This is a genomic window from Lentzea sp. HUAS TT2, assembly GCF_051853195.1.
GTDB lineage: Bacteria > Actinomycetota > Actinomycetes > Mycobacteriales > Pseudonocardiaceae > Lentzea.
Genome location: NZ_CP196667.1, coordinates 7,461,639 through 7,484,600 on the forward strand (window position 1 = coordinate 7,461,639; position 22,962 = coordinate 7,484,600).

Annotated in this window: 20 protein-coding genes; 5 read left to right on the plus strand and 15 right to left on the minus strand. The window is 70.7% G+C overall.

Translation table 11 applies throughout. The features are described from left to right. Positions 1 to 68: 68 nt before the first annotated feature. The 6 genes from ACSHWB_RS35350 to ACSHWB_RS35375 all read right to left on the minus strand — a co-directional run bounded on the left by ACSHWB_RS35350 (position 69) and on the right by ACSHWB_RS35375 (position 6,269). Positions 69 to 1,022, minus strand: a complete 954-nt coding sequence (locus ACSHWB_RS35350; RefSeq protein WP_439657641.1) for a quinone oxidoreductase family protein — start codon at positions 1,020 to 1,022, stop codon at positions 69 to 71. Next, positions 1,019 to 1,876: an alpha/beta fold hydrolase gene (locus ACSHWB_RS35355; RefSeq protein ID WP_439657642.1), complete on the minus strand. Its 858-nt coding sequence runs from the start codon at positions 1,874 to 1,876 to the stop codon at positions 1,019 to 1,021. Before ACSHWB_RS35355 ends, ACSHWB_RS35350 begins: the two co-directional genes overlap by 4 nt. Positions 1,877 to 1,982: 106 nt before the next feature. Then, entirely contained in the window at positions 1,983 to 2,849 is an 867-nt protein-coding gene (locus tag ACSHWB_RS35360) for an alpha/beta fold hydrolase (RefSeq protein WP_439657643.1), read from the minus strand. Further along, positions 2,846 to 4,117 (minus strand): M20 family metallopeptidase, encoded by a 1,272-nt coding sequence (locus ACSHWB_RS35365; RefSeq protein ID WP_439657644.1) that lies wholly within the window; start codon positions 4,115 to 4,117, stop codon positions 2,846 to 2,848. The genes ACSHWB_RS35360 and ACSHWB_RS35365 overlap by 4 nt, the downstream gene beginning before the upstream one ends. Next, positions 4,114 to 5,046: a hypothetical protein gene (locus ACSHWB_RS35370; RefSeq protein ID WP_439657645.1), complete on the minus strand. Its 933-nt coding sequence runs from the start codon at positions 5,044 to 5,046 to the stop codon at positions 4,114 to 4,116. The genes ACSHWB_RS35365 and ACSHWB_RS35370 overlap by 4 nt, the downstream gene beginning before the upstream one ends. Beyond that, a complete protein-coding gene (locus tag ACSHWB_RS35375; RefSeq protein ID WP_439657646.1) occupies positions 5,046 to 6,269 on the minus strand; it encodes a Rieske 2Fe-2S domain-containing protein in 1,224 nt (407 codons plus the stop codon). Before ACSHWB_RS35375 ends, ACSHWB_RS35370 begins: the two co-directional genes overlap by 1 nt. A gap of 226 nt (positions 6,270 to 6,495) precedes the next feature. On the opposite strand from ACSHWB_RS35375, the gene ACSHWB_RS35380 reads away from it, so the two are divergent. Together ACSHWB_RS35380 and ACSHWB_RS35385 are read left to right on the plus strand one after the other, a co-directional pair. Beyond that, positions 6,496 to 7,482 (plus strand): NAD(P)/FAD-dependent oxidoreductase, encoded by a 987-nt coding sequence (locus ACSHWB_RS35380; RefSeq protein WP_439657647.1) that lies wholly within the window; start codon positions 6,496 to 6,498, stop codon positions 7,480 to 7,482. Between the two features lie 18 nt (positions 7,483 to 7,500). Beyond that, complete coding sequence (locus tag ACSHWB_RS35385; RefSeq protein ID WP_439657648.1) at positions 7,501 to 7,836, plus strand: indolepyruvate ferredoxin oxidoreductase subunit alpha; 336 nt, start codon at positions 7,501 to 7,503, stop codon at positions 7,834 to 7,836. A gap of 43 nt (positions 7,837 to 7,879) precedes the next feature. Here ACSHWB_RS35385 and ACSHWB_RS35390 read toward each other — a convergent pair whose 3' ends face one another. The 4 genes from ACSHWB_RS35390 to ACSHWB_RS35405 all read right to left on the minus strand — a co-directional run bounded on the left by ACSHWB_RS35390 (position 7,880) and on the right by ACSHWB_RS35405 (position 13,404). Next, a complete protein-coding gene (locus tag ACSHWB_RS35390) occupies positions 7,880 to 8,647 on the minus strand; it encodes an enoyl-CoA hydratase/isomerase family protein (RefSeq protein WP_439657649.1) in 768 nt (255 codons plus the stop codon). Between the two features lie 11 nt (positions 8,648 to 8,658). Beyond that, positions 8,659 to 10,899 (minus strand): CoA transferase, encoded by a 2,241-nt coding sequence (locus ACSHWB_RS35395; protein WP_439657650.1) that lies wholly within the window; start codon positions 10,897 to 10,899, stop codon positions 8,659 to 8,661. Positions 10,900 to 10,968: 69 nt separating this feature from the next. Next, the gene (locus tag ACSHWB_RS35400; protein ID WP_439657651.1) at positions 10,969 to 12,549 is read right to left on the minus strand and encodes an AMP-binding protein; all 1,581 of its coding nucleotides are present in this window, start codon (positions 12,547 to 12,549) and stop codon (positions 10,969 to 10,971) included. A 24-nt stretch (positions 12,550 to 12,573) separates the two neighbouring features. Next, positions 12,574 to 13,404 carry an IclR family transcriptional regulator gene (locus tag ACSHWB_RS35405; protein ID WP_439657652.1) on the minus strand — a complete coding sequence of 277 codons (831 nt, stop codon included), beginning with the start codon at positions 13,402 to 13,404 and terminating at the stop codon, positions 12,574 to 12,576. A gap of 208 nt (positions 13,405 to 13,612) precedes the next feature. Between ACSHWB_RS35405 and ACSHWB_RS35410 the strand changes: the two genes are divergently transcribed. Continuing rightward, positions 13,613 to 14,443 carry an alpha/beta fold hydrolase gene (locus tag ACSHWB_RS35410; RefSeq protein WP_439657653.1) on the plus strand — a complete coding sequence of 277 codons (831 nt, stop codon included), beginning with the start codon at positions 13,613 to 13,615 and terminating at the stop codon, positions 14,441 to 14,443. A gap of 88 nt (positions 14,444 to 14,531) precedes the next feature. Further along, positions 14,532 to 15,848 (plus strand): MFS transporter, encoded by a 1,317-nt coding sequence (locus ACSHWB_RS35415; protein WP_439657654.1) that lies wholly within the window; start codon positions 14,532 to 14,534, stop codon positions 15,846 to 15,848. 195 nt (positions 15,849 to 16,043) lie between these two features. Here the strand turns inward: ACSHWB_RS35415 and ACSHWB_RS35420 are convergent, their stop codons facing one another. Genes ACSHWB_RS35420 through ACSHWB_RS35435 form a run of 4 tightly spaced genes read right to left on the minus strand, consistent with a single transcriptional unit; the run spans position 16,044 to position 20,630 of the window. Continuing rightward, on the minus strand, positions 16,044 to 17,354 hold the full coding sequence (locus ACSHWB_RS35420) for an amidohydrolase family protein (protein ID WP_439657655.1): 1,311 nt from the start codon (positions 17,352 to 17,354) through the stop codon (positions 16,044 to 16,046). Beyond that, positions 17,351 to 18,913 carry an FAD-dependent oxidoreductase gene (locus ACSHWB_RS35425; RefSeq protein WP_439657656.1) on the minus strand — a complete coding sequence of 521 codons (1,563 nt, stop codon included), beginning with the start codon at positions 18,911 to 18,913 and terminating at the stop codon, positions 17,351 to 17,353. Before ACSHWB_RS35425 ends, ACSHWB_RS35420 begins: the two co-directional genes overlap by 4 nt. A gap of 2 nt (positions 18,914 to 18,915) precedes the next feature. Further along, the gene (locus tag ACSHWB_RS35430; protein WP_439657657.1) at positions 18,916 to 19,806 is read right to left on the minus strand and encodes an alpha/beta fold hydrolase; all 891 of its coding nucleotides are present in this window, start codon (positions 19,804 to 19,806) and stop codon (positions 18,916 to 18,918) included. Continuing rightward, on the minus strand, positions 19,803 to 20,630 hold the full coding sequence (locus ACSHWB_RS35435; RefSeq protein ID WP_439657658.1) for an alpha/beta fold hydrolase: 828 nt from the start codon (positions 20,628 to 20,630) through the stop codon (positions 19,803 to 19,805). The genes ACSHWB_RS35430 and ACSHWB_RS35435 overlap by 4 nt, the downstream gene beginning before the upstream one ends. A 59-nt stretch (positions 20,631 to 20,689) precedes the next feature. On the opposite strand from ACSHWB_RS35435, the gene ACSHWB_RS35440 reads away from it, so the two are divergent. Next, on the plus strand, positions 20,690 to 21,373 hold the full coding sequence (locus tag ACSHWB_RS35440; protein ID WP_439657659.1) for a TetR/AcrR family transcriptional regulator: 684 nt from the start codon (positions 20,690 to 20,692) through the stop codon (positions 21,371 to 21,373). Positions 21,374 to 22,118: 745 nt separating this feature from the next. Here ACSHWB_RS35440 and ACSHWB_RS35445 read toward each other — a convergent pair. Beyond that, the gene (locus ACSHWB_RS35445) at positions 22,119 to 22,736 is read right to left on the minus strand and encodes an AAA family ATPase (RefSeq protein WP_439657660.1); all 618 of its coding nucleotides are present in this window, start codon (positions 22,734 to 22,736) and stop codon (positions 22,119 to 22,121) included. Positions 22,737 to 22,962 lie beyond the last annotated feature (226 nt).

The following is a 22,962-nucleotide window of genomic DNA, read 5'->3' on the forward strand; positions in this document are numbered from 1 at the left end:
AAGAACCGCCAGACCTGACGTCGGGCCGGGTTCGGCCGGTGGATCGGATCGCCGGCCGAACCCGGGGTTCAGGGGATCAGGACGGCTCGGCCGCGCACCCGGCCGGCTTTCAGGTCTTCGACGGCCGAAGCAGCGTCGGCGAACGCGTACCTCTGCACGTCGACGCGGAGCTCGCCTGCGGACAGCCGCTTCGCCAGGTCGTCGGCGACCTCGCGGGCCCGGCGTTCCCGGCGGATCATGTTGAGCGGCAGGAGGGCGACGTCGTCGAGCAGCCAGGACGGCAGGTCGACGCGGACCTCCGCGCCGGTCACGTAACCGACCACCACCGCGCGCCCGCCGGGACGGACCCACCGGGTGCGGGCCACGAGTCCGTCGCCGCCCAGTGTGTCGACCAGCAGGGTCGCCGTGCGGTCCGCGGCGAGCCGGGCGACGTCCTCTGCCGAGTCCAGGACCACGCCGGTGACTCCCTCTGGCACGTCGGCCAGCTGGTCGGCGCGGCCGACCACGCCGATCACCTTCGCGCCGGCGAACCTGGCCTGCTGCGCGACCATCGAGCCGACCGCGCCGGCGGCGCCGACCACGATCACCTCCTCGTCGTCGCCCAGGCGCGCGACGTCGTGCAGGGCCGCGAACGCGGTGGTGGCCGGGACGAAGAAGGTAGCCGCGACCTCCGCGGCCAGCGGTGCGTCGAGCCGGGTCACGGCCTTGGCCGGCACGCTCAGCCGTTCCGTCCAGGTGCCACCGCGCAGCAGCCCCAGGCCCCCGCCGCGCAACCGGACCTGGCAGCCGGGTTCGAGGCCGGAGTCCGCGTCGCACTCGACGACGACCCCGGCGCCCTCCACCCCGCCGATGTAGGGCAGAGGTGGCTTGAGGTCGAAAGTCCCGCTCGCGACGGTGGTGTCGAGGTGCGCCACCGCGGCGGCCTGCACCTCGACGAGCACCTCGCCCTCGCCGCGCACCGGCTCCGGCACGTCCTCCACGACGGGGGCCGAGCCCCACTCGTGGAACCGCGCGGCCCTCATGCCGCGCTCGCCTTGCGCAGGAACTCCAGGCTCAGCGGGTTGAAGCGCGCCGCCTGTTCGTGCTGCGGCCAGTGCCCGCACTCCTCGAACAGCTCCAGCCGCGACCCCGGGATGTTCTGGTGCATCCTGGTGGCCTCCGGCACCTCGCCGAACGGGTTCTGCCGGCCCCACACGATCAGCGTCGGCTGGGTGATGCGGGCGAGTTCCTCCGGGCGCAACAGGTTGCGCTGCCGCCTTTCCATGTCCTGCAACGACAGCAGGTTGTCCACATTGGCCACGAACTCGGGCGTGTGGTAGATCGCGTGCCTGACCTCCACCAGCTCCTCGGTGGCGTCCTGCTCACTGGCCATGAGCAACCGCAGGCGCTTCCGGGTCAGTTCGACGTCGTCGGTGGCGACGGCGTCCTTCGTGCTCGTCCGGATGCGGTTCATGACCTCGGGGTTGGCCACGGTTCCACCGGCGCACAACAACTGCAGGCTCGTCACCCGCTCCGGGAAGTCGATCGCGGCACGGGCGCCGACCCAGCCGCCCAGCGACTCGCCGACGATGTGCGCGGATCCGATGCCGACGGCGTCGAAGTAGTCCAGCAGGTGCCGGACGTAGTCGGCGATCTCGTAGGGCCGGGCGGGCTTGCCGGTGTAGCCGTGGCCGAGCATGTCGACGGCGTGCACGTCGAACTCGGCGTGCGCGGAGATGTTGCGGCTGAACGCCTCCAGGTGCCCGCTGGTGCCGTGCAGGAACACCACGGCCTCGGCGTCCGGGTCGCCGGCCCGCAGCGTGCGGGTCGGCACGCCCGCCGCGTCGACGTACTCGACGCGGTGGGGCAGTGGGCTCAGGTCGGTCCAGATGCTCACGCGGACTCCTCGGTGTTGATGCGGTGCACTTGGGTGTTGCTGAACGCCGCGAGCCTGCGCAGTGCGGCGATGGCCGCGACCGCGGCGGTCAGGGCGAGCAGGGTCTTCACGCGGGAACCCCTTCCGGGACGAGTGAGCGGAAGAACCCGTCGACCACCGCGTGGTAGGCGTGCGGGCGCTCTTCCTGCGGGTGGTGGGACACGTGGTCCATGACGTGGAGGTTTCCGCGCGGCACCATGCGGGCCAGCATCAGCGGGTAGTCGGGTGTGAGGAACGCGTCCTGCATGCCCCAGACGAACAGCACCGGCGCCTCGACGAGGCCGAGCTCCTCGGTCAGGTCCTGCCACTCGCCGCGCGGCGAGTCCGACATGCCGGCGAGCGCGCGTTCGCCGGGGTCGAGGCTCTGCTCGTAGCGGAGGTCGAGCGTCTCCTCGGGCAGCTGCTCCCCGTCGTACCACTCGAGGGTGGTGATCAGGCGGCGCATCTTCTCGCGCGTCGGGCCTTCGCCGCCGTAGTAGACGTCGCGGGCGTTGCGACCGCGGCGACCGCCCTCGGGCAGCGGGGCGAGCGGGCCGTAGAACACCGGCATGCTGCCGGTGATGACGAGCGACCGCACCCGCTCCGGGTACTTGGCGGCGAGGTTGAGCGCGATGGTGCCGCCCCAGGAGTTGCAGACGAAGTCGGCGCGCTCGACGCCCAGGGTGTCGAGCAGGGCGACGGTCTTGGCCGCGTGGTGGTCCCACATCGGCCCGCTGATGGTGGTCTTCGAGGAGCGGCCGTACTGCTGGATGTCCACCAGCAGGCACCGCCGGTCTGCGGCGAACAGCGGCGCCACCGGCCCGAAGTCGCTCCACCCCGTGCAGCCGGGGCCGCCGCCGTGCAGGAACACGGTGTCCGGCCCGGAGCCGAGGTCGTGGTAGTGGAAGGTGACGCCGCCGCCGTCGGCGTAGTGGCTGGCGGGTGGTGGGGTCATGCTGCTCCCTTTGCGGTGGTGGAGAAGGTGGTGCGTGCCAGCACCTCGCACAGGCGGCGCATCGCGCGCACGTCGACGGTGTTCATGCCGCGGCTGAAGTCGACGTCGAACTCGGTGGAGGCGACCTTGGGCATTCCGGTGCGGACGGTCGGGATGCCGCGCGACCGCAGGACGTTCGCGTCCGTGGCACCGCTGTTGTCCGGGATCGGCTGGTGCGGACGGCCGGAAGTGCGTTCCCACGCCTCGATCGCCGTCCGCACGATCGGTGCGTCCGGCGGGGTGCTGGTGCCCGGGATCGCCAGCACCATCTCGACTCCGAGCACGTCTTCGAACCGCGCCAGGAACGCGGCCAGCTCCCGCTTGACCGACATCGGTGTGGTACCCGGCGCGATCCGCAGGTCCAGCCGGATGCGGCAGGCGGCCGGCGTGACCGCGAGCATCCGCTCCCAGCCGCCGGCGATCGACCCGATCACGCCCTGCGGCGCGGCGGAGGCGGTGCGGTGCCTCGCGGGGTGGTCGGCGAGCCACCGCTCCAGGCGGGTCACGACCTCGGCGGCGGTGACGATCGGGTTGCGGTAGGGGAGCCGGTGGCGGCTGCCGACGTAGGTGTGGACGCCGGGCACGGTGATCTCGAACCAGCACAGCCCGACCTCGTCGTGGGCGACGAAGTCACCCGGCTTCGCGATCACCGCGTGGTCGGCGTACCAGCCGCGTTCGAGCAGGAAGGAACAGCCCGTGCCGTGACCGGTGTTGGCGCGGGCGGGGTAGCCGGGTGCCTCGATCGCGTTGGTGGGCATGCCTCCCGCACCGAACGCCACGACCACGTCACCGGCCAGGTCCGGTCGCACCGCGCCCAGTGCCTCGGCCAGCACCAGGACGCAGGCGGCGTGGCCTTTGGGGTTGCTCGCGCCGAGACCGGAGACGAACGGTCCCTCGTCCCGCGGCTGCGCCCGCATGTCCTGGCGCAGCTCCGGCCCGATCCACGGCACGTCCAGCTCCGGCTGCCCTGTCGTGAGGGTGTCGATCGGCGCGTAGAGCAGCAGGTCCTCGCCGCCGCCCGACCCGCGCAGCCTGCCGGCCGCGTTGGCCTGGAACTCGTCGAGGTGCTGCGCCTGCGCGGTGAAACCCGCCGCGGACAGGCGGGAGGCGAGCATCCGCGCCAACGGCGCCTCACGGCCGGTGGGACTCGGGATGCCCGTGACGGCGCGCGCCGCCGCGCGGAGCCGGTCCTCGGTGATGTGGTCCAGCACCGCGTCGAGCGCGGTCATGGCCGGATCACCGCGACCCCCATCCCGGTCAGCCACTCCGGCATCGGGGAGTAGGCCAGCGCGCGGCCCGGTGCGAAACCCAGCGCGGCGGCCATGACGAGCCACGAGCGCAGCTCCTGGCCGCCGTTGCCCGCGGCCTCGCCGATCTCCTCGGCGGTCAGCGCCGTGTACTTCTCCAGTTCGCCGCGTTCGAGGTCGGCCAGGAAGGTCTCGTCGAACTCGGGGAACAGCACCGGTCGCGCGGCCGTGATGATGTCGCGCCGACGGCCGTCGTAGCGCTCCCAGTCACCGCGGCCGTTGAGCCACGCCTCCACGAGGAACTCCTCGTCCTCGCCGTCGGGGGCACGCCAGTCGTCGGGCCACGGCAGCTGGTGCGACAGGCCGCCGGAGGCGATCACGACCACCTTCAGGTCCTCGGGCAGTGCCTCGATCGCGGCGGTGAGGTTGCGCCCCAGTTCGGCACAGCGGTCGGGCCGGGGGAGCGGGGCGGCGAAGACGTTGACGACCAGCGGCACCACCGGTACCGCGATGTCGTCGAGGAGGTACTGGATCGCGTGGGTCTGACCGTGGTCGATCTGCAGGCGGGCCGAGATCGCCACCTCGGTGCCGCGCTGCACCAGCTCCTCGGCGAGCCGCTGCGCGACGTCGGGTGCGGTCTTCTGCGGTCCCGACGGGGTTTTCGCCTCACCTGAGGCGATCACCTCACCGACGCCGAGGGTGAACGACGGGATCATGTCGAGCCAGAACCCGCGGAAGTGGTTGGACCCCACGATGATCGCGACGTCGGGCTCCGCCGCGGCGATCTCGTCGCGCGCTTCCCGCAGTGCGTCGCGGAACCGTTGCGCGCGGTCGGTGTGCACGACCTTGTCCCAGTGGGTGTTCATCAACGTCGAGTGGGACGCTCCGACGCCGAGCACCACGCGCGCCATCAGTTCGCCCCCGGGACCGGGACGGTCACGCCCCGCGCGCTCAACCGGTCGACGCGTTCCTCGCAGGTGTCCTCGGCGAGCTTGCGCCACCTGAGCAACGAGTCGTCGGGCCGGTAGAGCTTCTCCGGTGGCGCGTCGGTCACCTCGACCATCCACTTGTCCTGCGCGGAGAACTGCCCGTGGAACAGCCACCGCACGAAGCCGAGGTACTTGGCGTAGAAGGGAAGCGTCCGCCACCCGCGCTGGAAGCTCGCCAGCACACCGACGTAGAGGTGGTTGTCCTCGTCCACCGGTACGTAGAACTCGTAGTGGATGAACGTCGGGTACACGATCCGCAGCACGCCGGGCATGCTCACCGAGGCGAAGCCCGGGAAGTCCTGGGCCTCGATCACCGGGTTGACCTGGCGGTGCGATCCGGTGTTGCCGATGTTGCCGACCTTCTCGGGTGGCCGCAGCTTGAACCACGCCTGGTTGTCCCACTTGCCCAGCCCCGGGAAGTCCGCCGTCCAGTACTGCTCGTCCTGCACGCGGTAGATCCACCGGCCGCGTTGCACGATCCGGGTCTCGTTCCACACCGGCATCGACTTGAACAACCGCCACAACGCGGTGCGGTGCAGGTACTTCGCGTGGCCCTCGTCGTAGCCGTTCTCGCAGGCGAAGCGCCAGTTGCCCTCGCGCGGCTGGATCCTCGACCCGATGACGGCGGCGTTGCTCACCAGCTCTTCGGGCAGTTGCTCGTCGATCGGCGGGGCCTGCTCGCCGTCACCGACGAACACCCACACCATGCCCAGGCGTTCTTCGACCGCGTACGTGGGCTGGGTGACCTTGCCGCAGATCGGCGAGGCCGGGCCGTCGGTGATGGCGGCCTTGAGGTCGCCGGTCTTCAGGTCGAACGTCCAGCCGTGGTACGGACAGGAGATCGTGCCGGGGAACTGCTGGTTGCCCTCCGACAGCGGCACACCGCGGTGCGGGCACCGGTCCTTCAGCGCGTACATCCTGCCGCCGTCGCGGACGAGCACGATCTTCTGTCCCAGCAACGTGATCTGCCGCGGCTTGCCGGTGAACCGCGACGAGTAGCCCACCGGGTACCAGTAGCCGCGGAAGCCGGCCGCCGCGGCCTGGTAGTGCGGCCAGCTCGCCCAGTCCTGCCGGCCCGGGAGGCTCGTCGGTCGCCGGGTCCGCCGAGGCGGCGTGCCCGTCTTCTCCCCGTTCTGCGCGTTCATGGCCGCTCCAAGTCCGTTGTGCCGAAGCCGAGGCGGAGTCCACCACCGGCGTGCCCGCCGGCCAACGCCTCCGGTCCGCTCACCGGACCGGGATCCGAAATCGGGGACGTGGTCCGCTCAGCGGTCCGCGATGCACGACCGCGCCGTCACGTCCTCCTACGGTCCGGTGCAACCGCGGACGCTGTCCGTCCACTCCAGACACCACCGCACCGACGGAGGCCGGCTCATGCCCCCTGCTCCCCTCGACACCGACGTCCTGCTCGTCGGCGCCGGACCGACCGGCCTCTACGGCGCCTACTGCGCCGGGTTCCGCGGACTGCGCACCGTCGTGGTCGACGGTCTGCCGCAGGCGGGCGGGCAGATCTCCGCGCTGTACCCGGAGAAGGAGATCCTCGACGTCGCCGGGCTGCCGCGAGTGCGAGGTCGCGACCTCGTGGCCGCGCTGCTCGACCAGGCGGGCCGGTACGACCCGGAGTACCTGCTGGGCCGCCAGGCCGTGGCGCTGGGCCGTGACGAGCAGGGCCGGCCCGAGGTCACGCTGTCCGACGGCCAGGTCGTCCGCGCCGGTGCGGTGATCGTCACGGCCGGGATCGGCACGTTCACGCCGCGCAAGCTGCCCGCCGGGGAGGAGTACCTCGGCCGCGGCCTGAGCTACTTCGTCACCGACCCCGGCGCGCACAGAGGGCAGGACGTGCTCGTCGTGGGCGGTGGTGACAGCGCGGTGGACTGGGCGCTGGCGCTGGGACCGATCGCGCGGTCGGTCACCCTCGTACACCGCCGGTCGGCCTTCCGGGCGCACGCGGCCAGCGTCACGGCCGTGGCCGCGGGCGGTACGCGGATCGTGACCGACGCCGAGGTGGAGGACCTGGTCGGCGGGGACACGGTGCGGCTGGCCCACGTCCGCGTCCGCGGGGAGGACGCACCTCGGGTGTTCGAAGTGGACAGTGTGATCGCGGCACTCGGGTTCGTCAGCGACCTCGGTCCGCTCGCCGGCTGGGGGATGAGGCTGCGGGGCCGGTCGATCCTGGTCGACTCGCGCATGCGCACCAGCCTGGAGCACGTCTACGCCGCCGGCGACGTCGCGGAGCACGAGGGCAAGGTGCGTCTGATGTCCGTCGGTTTCGGCGAGGTCGCGACAGCGGTCAACAACGCCGCGGTCGTGCTCGACCCCGAGCTGTCCTTGTTCCCCGGCCACTCGACCGAGAACTCCTGACCCCCGGAGGGAAGAACCATGGCCTACGTCATCGGCGCGAACTGCATCGACGTCACCGACCGAGCCTGCCTGGACGTCTGCCCCGTCGACTGCATCTACGTCGGCGACCGCAAGAGCTACATCAACACCACCGAGTGCATCGAGTGCGGCGCCTGCGAACCGGAGTGCCCGGTGGACGCCATCTTCGTCGACCGCAAGGCACGCGGGGACGAGAGCAAGGCGGTGTTCGTCACCGACTCGATCGGGTTCTTCCAGCAGACCCTGCCCGGCCGCGACGCACCGCTGGGAGACCCCGGCGGCGCCGGCAAGATCGGCGACATCGGCGTGGACACCCCGCTGGTCGCGCAGTACTGAGAAGTTCGGGGCGGCAACGGGATCCGTTGCCGCCCTTCGGCGCTCAGCGGCCGGTGAACTTCGGTGGGCGCTTGTCCAGGAACGCCTGCAGCCCCTCGGCCGCATCCGCCGTGCGGGTCAGCTCCAGCACGCCCTTCTCCTCGTACCGCAACGCTTCCTCGATCGGCAGCCCGTACCCCTCGTCCACCACCTTCTTGATCAACCCGATCGCCGCGGTCGGCTTGGCCGCCAGCAGTCGTGCCTGTTCGGCCGCGGTGGCGTCGAAGTCGCCGGGGTCGACCACCAGGTCCACCAGGCCGAGCTCCAGCGCCTCGTGTGCGGCGAGCCGGGTGCCGTCCACCATCAGCCGCTTGGCCCGGTGCGGCCCGACGAGCCGTGGCAGGCGCTGGCTGCCACCCGCCCCTGGGAACAGGCCCAGCGCGATCTCGGGGAAGCCGAAGCTCGCCGAGGACGACAGGATTCGCAGGTCGCACGCCAGCGACAGCTCGGCACCGCCGCCCAGCGCATGGCCGTTCATGGCGGCGACCACCGGCTTCGGCGCTCGTTCCAGCAGCCGCTGCACGTCGATCCAGCCGCGCATCTTCGCCTGGTTGGCCTCCGAGAGGTCCCGCATGACGGCGATGTCCGCGCCGGCGATGAAGAACCGTCCGGTGCCGGTGATGACGAGGCACCGCACATCCGGATCCGCGATGAGCGGGGGCAGCACCGTGAGGAACTCGGAGATCATGGCCGGGTCGACGGCGTTGGCCGGGGGCCGGTCGATCCGGATCGTGGCCACGCCCGCGTCCAGGACGGTGGTCAGCACCGGCATCGGTACTCCTCTCATTCGGTGACCCCGGCGGCACGCAGTGCGGCCAGGCGGTCGTCTTCGAGGCCCAGCAGTTCCCGCAGGACCTCCTCGGTGTGCTCGCCCAGCAGGGGAGCGGGCGAGGTCAGCACGCCGGGGGTCGCGGTCAGCCGGGCGACGACGCCCTCGTGCAGGACGGTGCCGGCGATCGGGTGGTCCAAAGGCTGGTAGAAGCCGCGTTCGGCCAGGTGCTCATCGCCGTCGACGAGGTCGCGGCCGGTCGCGACCAGTGCGGCGGCGACTCCGGCGTGCTGCAGTCGTGCGACGAGTTCCTCGGCGTCCTGCGCGCGCGTCCACGCCGCGAGCGCCGCGTCGATCTCGTCCTCGGCCGCCCGCCGCCGGGCGAGGTCGCCGTCGCCGGGCAGGTCCGCGAGGTCTCGCAGCGCGGCCCACTGGGCTTCGTCCAGCGCGGTGACGGCGACCCAGCGGTCGTCTCCGGCGGCAGGGTAGACACCGTGCGGTACGGCGTGCCGCGACCGGTTCGGGTGCGCGGCCGTACGGGGGTCGTCGTGTCCGTGCTCGAGCACGGCAGGTCCCATCGTGGCGGCCATCGCCTCGAGCTGGGACAGGTCGACGTGCCCGCCGTGCCCGCGCACGAGCAGGTCCAGCGCGCCCAGCACCGCCGCGTTGGCCGCCACCACGTCACCGAGCCCGAAAACCAGACCCTGCGGTGGCAGCCCGGGGTCGCGGGTCTCGCTGGACAGCCCGGACATCGCGGCGAGCGTGTCGGCGAAGGTGACCGCCCTGCGCCACGGCCCGGTGTGACCGACACCGGACATCGACACCAGGACCACTCGCGGATTGAGCGCGCGGAGCGACTCGTAGTCCAGGCCCCACCGGTCCAGCACGCCGGGGCTGAAGTTCTCGACCACGACGTCGCACCGGGCGGCCAGGTCGCGCAGGACCTCCTGGCCCTGGGGCGTGCGCAGGTTGAGCGCGACGCTGCGCTTGCCGCGGTTGTAGTTCAGGAAGTAGCCCGAGTCGTCCGGTCCCGCGTCCGGCCGCAGCCGCATCGACGGGGAGAACCGGGTCGGGTCGTGCCGGTGCCGCGACTCGACCTTGATCACGTCGGCGCCGTGCTCGGCGAGGACCTTCGTCGCGTACGGCCCGGCCAGCACCCAGGTCAGGTCCAGCACCCGCACCCCGTCGAGCGGACGGCGACCGTCGGTGGCACTCCGTCCGCGTGCCGCTCCGGTCCACGTGCCCTCGGCGAGCGGGGACAGCACGACCGGCCGGGGCAGGCCCGGCGCGTTCCACGGGAACCCGGCGTCCTCGGTGCCGTCGACGGAGACGAAGAACCGCCGGTCGCGCAGCTGCGGGTTGCGGACCAGGTCCGCCGGCGTGGTCACCTCGGCCCACGGCAGCGCCCGTTCCCGGCCCTGCTCGGCCACCTCCCGCGCGGTCCGCTTCGCGACGAACCGGGAGACCACGGCGTCGACCCGCGGCCGCTCCGCCCAGCGCACCACCGGGTCGGCGAACCGTTCGTCCAGCAGTTCGCCCGCCTCGCCCTCCTCGGAAAGCCAGGCCAGCAGGTCCGTCCACATGCGTTCGCTGCCGGAGTAGCCGCCCGCCACGTGCCCGTCAGCGGTCGCGAAGATCCGGTGCGCCACGTGGTCGTAGACACCGCCGGTGCGGACCGGGAACCGACCGGCGTGGATCCACGAGATGGCGCCGGTCTCCAGCGTGGCGGCGACCGCTTCCTGTGCCGAGACGTCGATCAGCTGGCCGGTGCCCACGCGGTCCCGGGCGAGGACGCCCAGCAAGGCTGCGATGGCCCCGTGCGCCCCGGCGACCTGGCACGCCTGCTCGCGCGGCGGGGGTTTGGGCTGGCCGTCCGGCTGCCCGCCGAGCCAGGTCATCCCGCCGGCCGAGGCGAGCACGAGGTCGCCGCCGACCCAGTCCCGGTGGGGACCAGTGAGACCAAACGGGGTCACGATCACGTGGACGGCGTGCGGCCAGCGCGAGGTGCCGTCGGCGCGCAGGCCGCGCAGCTTCGCGACAGGGCCGCTCTCGAGCACCACGTCCGCGTCCCGTGCGAGTGCGTCGAGGTCCTCGTCACCGGAAGTCCGCACGAGCTTCTTCCCGGCGTGCCAGTGCAGGCGTTCCGCTTCGCCCAGGTGCTCGTCGGCGTCGACGCGCAGGACGTCGGCGCCGAGCCCGACCAGGAGCCGTGCGCCCTGCCGGGCCAGATCATCGGTGAGGTCGAGTACGCGCAACACTGCCCTCCAGACGTGACGGGTTTCCCCGACCGTAGGAGCGCTGACGCCAGGCGGCCCGCGTCCGGTTCACTGGGCGGACCGGTGTTCGGCGTCCCACGTGGACTCGTCCACGACCGCGGGCAGCAGGGACTTGACGATCTTGCCGCTGCCGTTGCGCGGCAGTTCCCCGGCGAGGCGCACGTACCGCGGCAAGGCGTGCCGCGGCAGCCGGGTGCGGCACCACTCCCGCACCGCCGGTCCGTCGAGGCGCCGGTCGGTGGTGGTCAGCACCACGAGCACCTCCTGCTCGGTGAGCTCCGAGTCGACCCCGACCACGGCGGCGTCCACCACGCCGGGCAGCGCGCGCACCACCTGCTCGACGTCCCAGGCCGAGATGTTCTCCCCGCGCCGCCGCACCACGTCACCCCGGCGCCCGGCGAACGTCAGGCGGCCCTCCGCGTCGAGACGACCCCGGTCGCCGGTGCGGAACCAGTCGTCACGCAGGACTTCTGCGGTGGTGGCGGGGTCTCCGGCGTAACCGAGGAACCGCATGTGCGGCAGCCGGGAGCGGACGGTGATCTGCCCGGTGCACCCCGTCGGCAGGGGACACCCGGTCTCGTCGACGATCACCACCTCGTACTCCGGGACGACGCGACCCGCCGTGCCCGGCCGCCAGTCGGCTGGGGTGTTGGCCGCGACGTCCCCCAGCTCCGTGCTCGCGTACGCCTCCAGGGCGCGCACCCCGAAACGCTCCAGGAACCGCGTGGTCAGGTCGGCGGGCGCCGGAGCGCCGTAGGCGAGGCGGACCGGGTGGGCGCGGTCGTCCTCCGGCCGGCGGTCGAGGATCGCCAGCATCGCGCCCATGAAGTTGAACGCGGTGACCCCTTCGGACCGGCACGTCTCCCAGAACCCGGAGGCGGAGAAGCGCCGGTGCGCGACCAGCCGTGCGCCGGTCATGAGTGCGGGCAGCAGCGCTGTGTGCCGGATGTTGACGTGGTGCCACGGGAACACGTTGAACAGCACGTCCTCGGGGCCGTACCGCATCGTCGCGGAGACCCGGCGCGCGTGCCGCACCGCCGCGAAGTGCGGCAGTTCGGCCGCCTTGGCCCGCCCGGTGGTGCCCGAGGTCGACAGCACGACGAGCACGTCCCCCGGCTCGGGCCGGTGGTCCCGCCCACCGAGCGCGGGCAGCTCGTCCAGGAACGGATGGCCACCCGGACCCCGATCGTCCTCTGCCACCAGCACGACCCGCTCGACGCGGGGCAGCAGAGCCCGCAGAGCCGCATTGCCCGCGAGCACGGATGTGCCCACGACCAGCATCGACGCACCTGTGGACCGCAGGATCGACTCCGCTGCCGCGATCGTGACGTCGAGGGCGAGCGGCACCTCCACCGCGCCCTGGCGGGCGAGGCCGAAGAGCAGGTCCACCGCCGTGCGGCCCGGCCGCACGCACGTGAGCACTCGGCGGCCGGGTGGGACACGGAGCCGGGCGGCGAGGGCACGTGAGCGTTCCTCGGTCTCACCCACGAGAAGGCGCGTGCCGTCGTCGAACCGGACCAGTTCCCGATCCGGGTCCTCTCGTGACCTGGCGCTGAGCAGTTCTACCGGGGAGTTCGCTCGTTCCTCGCGCACCTGGCCGATCGTCGAGCCGGCGGCCTGCCCGGCCAAGCGGGCGATCCGCTCAGCGGACCGTCAGCCGGCTGCTCGTCTCACCGCGGCAGCCGGGGACGAGGGCGCGTCGCGCACAGCGGCGGCGGCCAGCAGCGCGCGGTCGAGCGCTCGCGCGATGGTGGCCGCGGTCGTGCGCAGCTGGGGCAGCAGGTGCCGGGGTGTCAGCCGGGTGACCGGCGCGGTGGTCGACACCGCGGCGTGGACGGTGCCGTCCGCGCCGGTGACGGGGACCGCGAGGCTGCCGACGCCGGGCATCGTCTCCTCGATCTCCAAGGCGAACCCCTGCGCCTGCACCGCCGTCAACTGCTTGCGCAGATCGTCCACAGAGGACACGGTGCGGGAGGTCAGGTGGGCGAGCCCGGCCTCGCGGAAGCGGGCCAGGTGCTCGTCGAGATCGGTCGCCGCGGCCAGCAGCACCTTGCCCGTCGCCGTGCACGGTGCGGGCAGCCGCCCACCGATGCGGGAGTGCGAGAGGATGTTGGCCTCGCCCGCGACCTTCTCCAGGAAGAGCACGTGGGCACCGTCGAGCACGGCCAGGTGGATCGTGGCGCGGGTGACGGCGAACAGGTCGGCCAGCGCCGGTCCCGCGACGGACCGCAGCACCGCGGAGGTCGGCACCCGCTGCCCGAGCTCGAACATCCGCAGGCCGAGCTGGTAGTGGTCGCCGCGGCGTTCGAGCAGGCCCCACTCGACCAGTTCCTGCGCGAGCCGGTAGGCCGACGCCTTCGGCACGCCGGACCGGCGGCTGAGGTCGGTGAGCCCCAACTGGTAGGTGCCGGACTCGAAGGCCCGCAGGAGCAGTTGCGCCTTGCCGAGCACCGAGCTCGGCCGGCCCGAGTCCTCTGCTGACATGGAGCCTCCTCACCGAGCGTGCACGGGTCGCGATTATCGCCATCCGGAAAGATCCAAGTCCAGTAGCTGTCACTGCCCGTTACCTGCGCGTTTCCGCGCGTGGCCGTTGTGCCCGCGCGGTCCGCTGGGCGGACCGCCCTGCTGGGCTCACCGACCGTGACGACGGACACTGCGGGATCCGGCAGACACGGCTCGGCGGAGGTAGACGGTGAGCAAGACGGTTCCGGCGGAGAGCGTGGCCGAGTACGGCTACGTCACCGTCCCCGGTGGCCAGGTCCACTACGCGGAGCAGGGGAGCGGCCCGGCCGTGCTCCTGCTGCACCAGGCCCCGCGCTCGCTGGACGAGTTCCGCGAGCTGCAACCGCTGCTGGCGACCGGCCACCGGGTGATCGCGATCGACATGCCGGGGTTCGGCAACAGCTCGCCGCTGTCCGCCCCGCAGCACGTCGAGGACTACGCCCAGGGGACGCTCGCCGCGCTGGACGCGCTGGGTGTCGACCGCACGGCGCTGCTCGGTCACCACACCGGCGGCGTGGTCGCGGTCGAGCTGGCCGCCGCGGTGCCCGAGCGGATCACCGCGGCGGTGCTGTCCTCGACGCCCTGGACGGATGCCGGTTTCCGGAGGTCGCACGGGGACGGACCGGGCGTGGACGACGCGCCTCGCGATCCCGGCGGCGGTCACCTGCTGACGTGGTGGGAGCAGCGGCGGCCCTACTACCCGCGCGCGGCGACCGGCCTGCTGGACCGGTTCGTGCGCGACGCGCTGGCTCCCGGCGTGGATCCCCGCGAAGGCCACCTCGCGTGCGCCAGGTACGAGATGGAACGGCGGATCGGCCGCGTCACCGCACCTGTCCTGCTGCTCGGCGGCGCCGACGACCCGTTCGCGCTGCCCGCGCTGGAACCGTTGGCGCGCAACCTGAACGCGGCCGAGGTCGTGCACCGGACGGTGATCGGGGGCGGCACGGTGGCGCTCATGGAGGACAAGGCCGACGAGGTGGCGGCCGCGGTGCTGCCGTTCCTGCACAGATTCGCCCGCTGACCCGGTCCGCTCACTGAACCGGCGCGTTGTCGCGATCCCGTTGCGGGGCAAAGGTACGTCAACTCGACCAGCTCGTTCGGAGGCAGCCATGTCCACTGGTACACAACCGCGCCGGCAACCGGCCAGGGCCGCGTTGGCCGGGTGGTTCGGGACCACGATCGAGTTCTACGACTTCGTGCTCTACGGCCTGGCGGCGTCGCTGCTGTTCCCGAAGATCTTCTTCCCGGCCGCGGACCCGCTCGTCGGCACGCTCATCTCGTTGTCCAGCTTCGGCGTCGGCTACGTCGCACGTCCGTTCGGCGCCCTGCTGTTCGGCCACCTCGGCGACCGGATGGGCCGCAAGTTCATCCTGGTCACCACGCTGGTGATGATGGGTCTCGCGACCACCGCGATCGGGCTGCTCCCGTCCTACGGCCAGTGGGGGATCGCCGCACCCGTGCTGCTGGTCGTCCTGCGCGTCGTGCAGGGCGTGTCGTTCGGCGGTGAGTCCAGCGGCGCCGTGCTGCTCACCGTCGAACACGCGGACGAACACCGGCGCGGCTTCTTCGGAGGAATCCTCAACACCGGCACGGCCGTCGGCACCATCCTGGCCAACATCGCGTTCCTGCTGGTGTCCCAGCTGCCGGAGGAAGATCTCCTCGCGTGGGGCTGGCGGATCCCGTTCCTGGCGAGCTTCCTGCTCGTGGTCACCGGGTTCGTGATCCGGGTGAAGCTCCACGAGAGCCCCGAGTTCGAGGACGCCAAGGGAACCGGAGCGGTCCGCAGGCTGCCGCTCGTGGACGTCCTGCGCAAGTGCGGCGGCACCGTCGCTCTCGTGACGCTCGCGACCATCAGCGCGGGGGTCAGCATCACCGTGGGGTCGATCTACGTGCTCACGTACGGCAAGACCGCACTGCAGATCAGCACGACCACCATGCTGAGCGTCATCCTGCCCGGCCTGGTGGTGGTCGTGATCAGCGCACCGCTCTACGGCCGGCTCGCCGACCGCATCGGACCGCGCACCGTCTTCACCGCCGGTGCCGTCGCGATGGCCGTCTTCCCGTTCGTGTGGTTCCCCCTGCTGCACACCAAGGAGCCGATCCTGATGTTCCTCGGGTTCGCCCTGCTGTTCGGCGGCTACGCGGCCAACTTCGCGATGTTCCCGGTGTTCTTCTCCCAGGCCTTCCCGGTGTCGCTGCGGTTCAGCGGCATGGCCATCGGCTTCACCTTCGGCACCATCTTCGGCAACGCGCTGGCACCGGCCATCAGCGCGACACTGCTGGAGTCGACCGGCACCTGGCTCTCCATCGCGGGGTACATGGCTGTGGCGGCGATCATCAGTCTCGTCGCCGGGCTCCTGCTGCGGCAACCACGCGCAGAACACCCGGAGAGCGCCGAGGTGAAGGCGGTGGCGCCCGCGGTGTGAACGTCCTGAGCGGACATCGGTGACGAGAGGCAGCCGCGCCGGCGAACCCGGGCGCGGCTGCCTCTCGTCACCCCGGTGCGAGTTGAGGATGTTGACGAGGCAGACGTCGACTGGGCGGTGTCGCGGTCTGCACGCCCGAGCCTCGGCGGCGTTTGCGAAGATCCTCTTGAGCCTGCCGCACAGGCACAGCAGCGGTCAGTCCACGAGGTTGGGCAGGAGGTGACCCGCGGACTCCTGGAGCTGTCCTCGCAGGGCGTCGAGGTCGACGTCGACGAGTTCGTGCTGCCGTTTGCGCCAGCGTCCGGCGATCATGACCGCCTCGATGTCGCCGGAACTCGCGTAGAGCGCCGTCGCGACCGGATCGGTGATCGGCCACAGCCTCGGCGCGGAGCCGTCGATGACGACGAGGTCGGCCTGCATGCCCGCTTCGAGCCTGCCGACGCGGTCGTCGAGGCCGAGCGCTCTGGCGCCTTCGACCGTCGCCCAGGACAGCGCCTGCTTGGCGGTGATCGTCGCGGTGAGCGAGAACGCGCCGGTGGTCTGCCGATGGTGGTCGTGGTCGCGGCCGCGCTGGTGGGCCAGCGCGATCCGGGCGGCGGAGAGGACGTCGGCGGGGGTGACCGCGTCGGTGTCGGTGCCCAGCGACGGTGCGGCGCCCAGCTGGAGCAGGTGTCCGGTGACGGGGGAGCCGTGGCCCTGGCCGAGCTCGTTCTCCGGCGTGCACGTGACGCTCGCTCCTGCGTCGACCAGGATCTTGATCCACTCGTCGGTGAGCCCGGCGCCGTGCACGACGTTGGTCGAAGGGCTCAGCAGTCCGGCCGACCGCACCGCCTCCCACCCCGGCCCCGGCACTCCGCCGCTCTGGTGCATCGACACGACGATCCCGCGCTCGGCGGCCACGCGGAAGTCGATTACCGCGACGTCTGGAGTGGACAGTTGCGGGCCGCGGACGGCCAAACCGAAGGTCAGCAACGCGTGGGTGCCGGCCTGGCCGTCGAGCAGCCGGTCGATCTCACTCACCGGGTGGGCCGCGTCGGCGGCGGAATACGGAGTGCCGTGCAGGAAGACCCCGCGGATGCCGGACGACAGCAGGCCGTCGATCGCCGCGTCGGTGTGTTCGGGTGTGGGCGTGTTGTGGCACCAGTCGCCCAGGGTCGTGGTGCCGCGGTCGAGCTGGCTCAGCGCGCCGGCGAGCGTCCCGACGCGCATGTCTTCCGGGCGGTAGTGCTTGGCCACGGCGCCGTGCATGCGACCGAGGTAGTCCGCGAGCGTCCAGTCGACGCCTGCACCGCGCAGCGCGGTCTGCCAGGTGTGCAGGTGGGCGTTGACCAGGCCGGGCATGATGATGCGGTCCGTGACGTCGACGATCTCCGCACCGGTGTCGTCGAGGTCGTCGCCAACTCCGACGATGCGGTCGCCGTCGATGAGGACGTCGCAGCGTTCGGCGTCGGGCCGGTGCGGCGCCATCGTGATCACCTGCGCGCCGCGCAGCAGGATGCGGGTCATCGGACGGTCTCCTGCTGGGCCACGGGCGTCAGCGCGCGGGCGGCGGTCTGGATCGAGGTGAGGAAGTTCCGGGTGGCGATGTGCCCGATGTAACCGTCGGGCCGGATGAGCAGCAGGGTGTCCTCCTTGATCCCGTAGATGTGGCGGAAGTCGCGCCGAGGGTCGGTGAGCACGTGGTCGGCCTTGGCGCCGGAGTCGACGACGACACGCCGCAGTGGCGCACCCGTGGTCGGCCAGTCGAGCTCATCGCTCGCAGCGGCGGCATCCGGGCCGTAGGCGACGAGGGTGAAGTGGGGACCCCGGTAGGTGTCGAACAGGTGCACCGGTGTGCCGTTCGTGCCGAGCAGTTCTGCGTCCGGCGCACGATCGCCGACCTGCAGTGTCGTCGTGCGATCGCAGTCGGTGGGTGCGAGCGGGCCGCCGTAGTAGGTCAGTGACAACTGCTGCTCGTCCTTGCCGCGGCGCAGGCTCGACGGGTCGAGCTTCGCGATGCCTTCGTACTTCTGCGTGGACAGGCCGAGCACGCCCGCGGCGATCGGCAGGCGTTCGGCCTCGTAGCTGTCCAGCAGCCGCGGATCGGCTCCGGCGAGGACCTGGGCGAGCTTCCAGCCGAGGTTGTAGGCGTCCTGGATGCCGGTGTTGAGGCCCTGCGCGCCGGCGGGGGTGTGCACGTGCGCGGCATCGCCGGCGAGGAAGACCCGTCCGCGGCGATAGGCCTCCACCAGGCGGATGTTGGGCCGGAACACCGACCGCCAGCGGATGTCGCTCAGCTCGATGTTCCGGTTGCGGGTGTGGGCCTGGATCCGCCGGGTGATCGCCTCCACTCCCACCGGGGGTTCCTCGTCCGGGGCCAGGCGGATCATCCACTGGAACAGGTCGCTGTGCGGCAGCGGGCAGGCACCTGCGAACCGGCCCTTCACGCCCGGCCAGACGTGCCAGCGATCGCGGGACAGACCGGTCGTGACGGCGTCGACGATCAGCATCCGGTCCTGTTCGTCGGTCGTGCCGAGGAAGCTCAGGCCGAGCTGGCCGCGCACGGCGCTCGAACCGCCTTCGGCTCCCACGAGATAGCGTGCCGCGATCTTCTCGGTGCCGCCGTCCCCGGTCGTCGTCGCGGTGACCGACGTGCTGTCCTGAACGAACTCGACGAGTTCGCGGCCGTACTCGACCCTTCCGCCCAGCTGCTCGAGCCGGTCGTGCAGCACGCTGTCGGTGCGGTACTGGGGAATCAGCCGGGTGTTGGGGTAGGGAACGTCGGCGGTGCGGTCGCGGTTGCGGAACATGCGCCACGGTGCGGCGACCGGTCCGAGGTGGATGCCCAGGCGCGGGTAGTCGCTGCTGGCCGCGAGAACCTCGTCGATCGTGCCGAGGTCGTCGAACACCTCGAGTGTCCGCGGCTGGATGCCTTTGGCGCGTGAGCCTTCGAACGAGTGAGGGGCCTTGTCGATGATGCGGACGTTCAAGCCGCGGCGCACGAGGTCGATCGCCAGCGTGGTGCCGGTCGGGCCGGCACCGGCGATCAGCACGTCGATGATTCGGGAGGTGTTGGGATCGTTCATGGTCAGAGCCGATCTGGGTGGGGAACGGTGAACGAGGCGAGCAGATCGCTGACGTCGTGAGGCCGTTCAAAGGGAGCCATGTGGCCGCATTGGGTGATGACATGTGTCCGTCGTGGCCGCAGCAGCTTGGTGACGGTGTCGAGATGGGTGATCGGGGTGACCTGGTCGTCGTCGCCCCACACGAGCAGGGCAGGGATTCCCAGTTCGCCCGTCCGTCGGAAGAGTTCCTGCCGCTCGAACAACGGGAAGTCCTGCAGGGTTTGGAAGAACGAGTAGAGCGAGCCCTCGCACCGGTAGGCGTCGCGCACCATCGCGACCAGCTCGGCGGACAGCGCTGGGTCGCGGACGTTGTGCCCGAGGTGCCCCTCCAGCAACTTGCGGCCGAAGCGCCTGGCGACGAACCCGCTCACGAGATCGTTGCGCAGCAACCGTTGCGGCAGGGGACGGGGGCCCAGACCGGCCGGCCCGACGATGGTGAGCGTGGCCACGGCCTCGGGATAACGGTTCGTGTAGGCCATCGCGACGAGCGCACCCATCGACGTGCCGACCACGTGCCACGGTGGCGTGAGGTCCAGGGCCGCAGTCAGTTCGGCCAGTTGCCGGACGAACAACGCCTCGTCGTAGGTGGCGCGCACCCGGTCGGAACCGCCGCGCCCGTAGGCGCTGTAGGCCAGGGTGCGCAGTCCTCGGCTGTGCAGCTGCTCTGCGGTCTTGTCCCAGTAGGACAGCGGAATGGTGATGCCGCCGACGAGCACGACGAGTGCGCCGTCGTCGGGACCGGCCAGCTCGTAGTGCGTCACCCCGTCGGACAGCTCGACGTAACTGCCCCGCAGTGTGCGCCGTGTTGCCCCGTCGAGTCGAATGTCCTCATCGGACGCGACGAAGTACCTCATCGCCGCTCCTCCTTCGCTGGCAGGAACTCGGCGATCGCCGCAGCCACCCAGTCCGGGTACTCCTCTGGCAGCAGGTGACCGCCGTCGGGGTGCACGCGCTCATGGGCGCCGGGGATGTCGCGGGCGAAAAGCTGCCCGTCGACCTCTGCGCTGCGCAGCACCAGCGTCGGGACCTTGATCCGCGCGATCTCGCCGCTGCGGTCCGGCTGGTCGGTGTTGGCGAAGTCGACGAACGCCGACCGGTTCCCTGGACGGCTCGTCAACGCGTGCACCCGGTCCACCATGGCGTCGTCCACGATCGAGGACTTCGGGCCGACCGCCTCACGCAGCCCTCGCTCGGTCGCGCCGCGCGGGAGCCATCGCCGCAACACCGGGCGCAGCAGCGGATTCCGAGCGAGTCTCAACCCGGCGGGCAGTGACTTCTCCGGGTAGCCGGTGGCGTTGACGAGCACCAGCCCGTCGACCCGCTCCGGGGCGTCCAACGCCAGGTTCCACGCGATGTTGCCGCCCAACGAGTTCCCGGTCACCGCGAAGTGCGGCACCCGCAACGCCGTCATGAAGTCGGCGACCGTTCGCGCGTACGTCCGGACGCGGTAGTCACGGTCGGGTCGAGGCCCGGTCCGTCCGAAGCCGGGCAGGTCCGGGCGGATCACGTCGTAGGACGACGACAGCAGCGCCGCCACCCGCTCGAAGCCCTCCAACGACGACCCGCTGCCGTGCAGCAGCACTACCGTCGGCCCCTGACCTGCTCGTTTGTAGTGAACGCGCAGGCCGTCCACCGAGACGATCTCGGTGCCGGAGGTGGGGTTGTGGTTGCTCTTCATAATGGCAACAGTGTTGCCGTTATTGTGTGAGGTGTCAACCGGAGGTGATACTGATGCCTGTGACCAGTTCGTCTCTGCCCGCTGCCGGCACCGAGTCCACCAGGCGCTCACGTGGCCGTCCCGCCGTCCCGCTGGACCGGATCCTCGCCACGGCGTTGCAACTCGTCGACGAGGAAGGCGCCGAGGCCCTGTCCATGCGGACCCTCGCGCAACGCCTCGAATCCGGCACGGCCACGCTGTACCGCCACTTCACCAACCGGGCAGTGCTCATCGGGCACGTGGTCGATCGCGTTCTCGGCGAGGTCGAACTCGATTCCGGCGCTCTTGCGGAGATGAGCTGGGACCAGGCCTGCCGGGCGCTCAGTCAGGCGATGTTCGACACGCTGGGCAAGCATCGCAAGGTCGCACCCCTGCTGATCGAAGAGACGCCGATCGGTCCGAACGCGATGATGCTGCGGGAACGCTGCCTGGCCGTCCTGCTCGCCGGTGGACTGTCCCCGAGTCTCGCGGCGCGCGCCTACGCGACGCTCGCGCGCTACGTCCTGGGCTTCGCCATCCAGCTCGCCGGATCAGGGAACGGGGCCGAGCAGAAGCAGGTGTCGGAGCACTTCCACAATCTCTCGTCAGCGGAGTATCCGGCCACCCTTGCGGTCGCGGACTCGTTGCCGGTGCCGCTGGAGGACGAGTTCGCCTTCGGGCTGGAGCTGATCATCAACGGTTTGAGCCAACTGCACACCCGTTGACTTCTCCGAGTGAGTCGGCATCCCGCGCAGGACACCGGCGAAGAAGGGGTACCAACCGGATCGGGTGGGGTGGGTTCGGGTCGGCCTGGCCATGGGACGCCGACCCGGCGGCCACCGCGTTCACCGTGCTGTCTTCGCGAGATGCCAAACCCAGCCGCGGTCCTGGGCGTCACGTGACACCAGGTCCCACAATCCGGAGTGGTTCACCACGGCGCCCGGATGAACGACCGCCGCCACACGAAGCCTGTCACGCCATGAATCCTGTGCGTGCCGAGAAATCGTCGCTTACCTTGCCGTCTCCCAGGTCTTCGCCGCGTTGCGGCTGCTGCGCAGGACCGAGCGTGAGACTATGCCCACGTGCTCTACCAGCGTATTAATGTAATCTCAATGGCTGAGGGCTTCGTGAGCCACGGCCTGTGCGCATCTGACCAGTTGGACAACTCGTGCCACAGATCGCGGTTCATGGGAAACTTGACCCCCAAGTGTCGCACGCTTGCGCGGTTGGCGTGTTCATGCGGTATTGGAGAGCTCGGCTCTAGTGGAGAGGGTCAGTCGAAGCGATTCAGTATTTCGCCGCCAAGTTCTGTCGACTGAGGCCAAGAACTTTCGCGGAGAACGGCTGGACCGCCCGCCGTTCTGGAATCAGGCAGACCTATAGTTCGTGGTTGGCGCGAGTGGCGTCACAGCAAGCACCGCACCAGATTGAATGCCTCACCGTAGGTCGGCAGGACCGTCTCGGCGGGGGTCACCCACGAGAACCACCATCCGCTTGACCTGCGTGGATGCAATTTTCGGCACGTACAGGCTCACGCAGTGCTTCGAGTGTGGTCTTTAGTTCCGCATAAACCTGGCTCGGATCGCTCCCGTCCGTGTCCACCGCGGCGACGGGTGGGTTTTTGCGGAGATAGTCATCGAGCTGATCGTGGATCCGCAGCAGCAGCTGCGGCCCGCCGCTCTTCTCAATGATTCCCGTGATGTGTCGATTCCAGTCGTCACCCGCGTCGGATGCCCGGTTGGCAAACCTTTTCAGCGCCGTGTCTTTGGGCGCCGTCAGTGCGATCTGGAGGTACTGCGCGTCATTCTCGTTCGCCGCGCGCAGGTAGTCGTCGATCTCGTCGTGACTGGTCACCAGCTGCGGCAACACCACGTCCTTCCCTGCCTTCAGGTGTGTCGCGGCCATTGCGACAGCGATCGCTCGTGATTCGTGAAGTGTTTTCCAGAAGTCTTCCTGCCAGCCTCCGATCATGCGTGTGACAAGATCTGCGTCGAGATGCAATGTGCCGGAGTGCTGGTCGACGTACATCTGCGCGAGAGTGGATTTCCCGATTCCAGGGGCGCCGTTGAGATGGAAGAGCGTGGGCATCTTTTGAAGGTATCAGCCAGGGACGTCGGAGTAGCCGCGTCCTCCGGCGAGGAACATCGTTCCAGCAGTCGATCGATGGCAGCCAACAAGCTGCTCGCGCCTGACGACCTGGCTTGTGGCTGAGCGACGAGCGCGAGGGCGTCGGTCGCATGGTGACACCAAAGTTTCCCGGCGCCGTCGTCACGTCGCACACCTTCGACGTTCCCGGGATCGGACTCCTGGGTGG

Excerpts from the sequence above, each read along its gene's own strand:
- ACSHWB_RS35380 (WP_439657647.1), top strand. The coding sequence starts at position 6,496 with ATGCCCCCTGCTCCCCTCGACACCGACGTCCTGCTCGTCGGCGCCGGA.
- ACSHWB_RS35390 (WP_439657649.1), bottom strand. The coding sequence starts at position 8,647 with ATGCCGGTGCTGACCACCGTCCTGGACGCGGGCGTGGCCACGATCCGG.
- ACSHWB_RS35365 (WP_439657644.1), bottom strand. The coding sequence starts at position 4,117 with ATGACCGCGCTCGACGCGGTGCTGGACCACATCACCGAGGACCGGCTC.
- ACSHWB_RS35370 (WP_439657645.1), bottom strand. The coding sequence starts at position 5,046 with ATGGCGCGCGTGGTGCTCGGCGTCGGAGCGTCCCACTCGACGTTGATG.
- ACSHWB_RS35445 (WP_439657660.1), bottom strand. The coding sequence starts at position 22,736 with ATGCCCACGCTCTTCCATCTCAACGGCGCCCCTGGAATCGGGAAATCC.
- ACSHWB_RS35375 (WP_439657646.1), bottom strand. The coding sequence starts at position 6,269 with ATGAACGCGCAGAACGGGGAGAAGACGGGCACGCCGCCTCGGCGGACC.
- ACSHWB_RS35430 (WP_439657657.1), bottom strand. The coding sequence starts at position 19,806 with ATGAGGTACTTCGTCGCGTCCGATGAGGACATTCGACTCGACGGGGCA.
- ACSHWB_RS35425 (WP_439657656.1), bottom strand. The coding sequence starts at position 18,913 with ATGAACGATCCCAACACCTCCCGAATCATCGACGTGCTGATCGCCGGT.
- ACSHWB_RS35360 (WP_439657643.1), bottom strand. The coding sequence starts at position 2,849 with ATGACCCCACCACCCGCCAGCCACTACGCCGACGGCGGCGGCGTCACC.
- ACSHWB_RS35420 (WP_439657655.1), bottom strand. The coding sequence starts at position 17,354 with ATGACCCGCATCCTGCTGCGCGGCGCGCAGGTGATCACGATGGCGCCG.
- ACSHWB_RS35385 (WP_439657648.1), top strand. The coding sequence starts at position 7,501 with ATGGCCTACGTCATCGGCGCGAACTGCATCGACGTCACCGACCGAGCC.
- ACSHWB_RS35435 (WP_439657658.1), bottom strand. The coding sequence starts at position 20,630 with ATGAAGAGCAACCACAACCCCACCTCCGGCACCGAGATCGTCTCGGTG.
- ACSHWB_RS35405 (WP_439657652.1), bottom strand. The coding sequence starts at position 13,404 with ATGTCAGCAGAGGACTCGGGCCGGCCGAGCTCGGTGCTCGGCAAGGCG.
- ACSHWB_RS35350 (WP_439657641.1), bottom strand. The coding sequence starts at position 1,022 with ATGAGGGCCGCGCGGTTCCACGAGTGGGGCTCGGCCCCCGTCGTGGAG.
- ACSHWB_RS35415 (WP_439657654.1), top strand. The coding sequence starts at position 14,532 with ATGTCCACTGGTACACAACCGCGCCGGCAACCGGCCAGGGCCGCGTTG.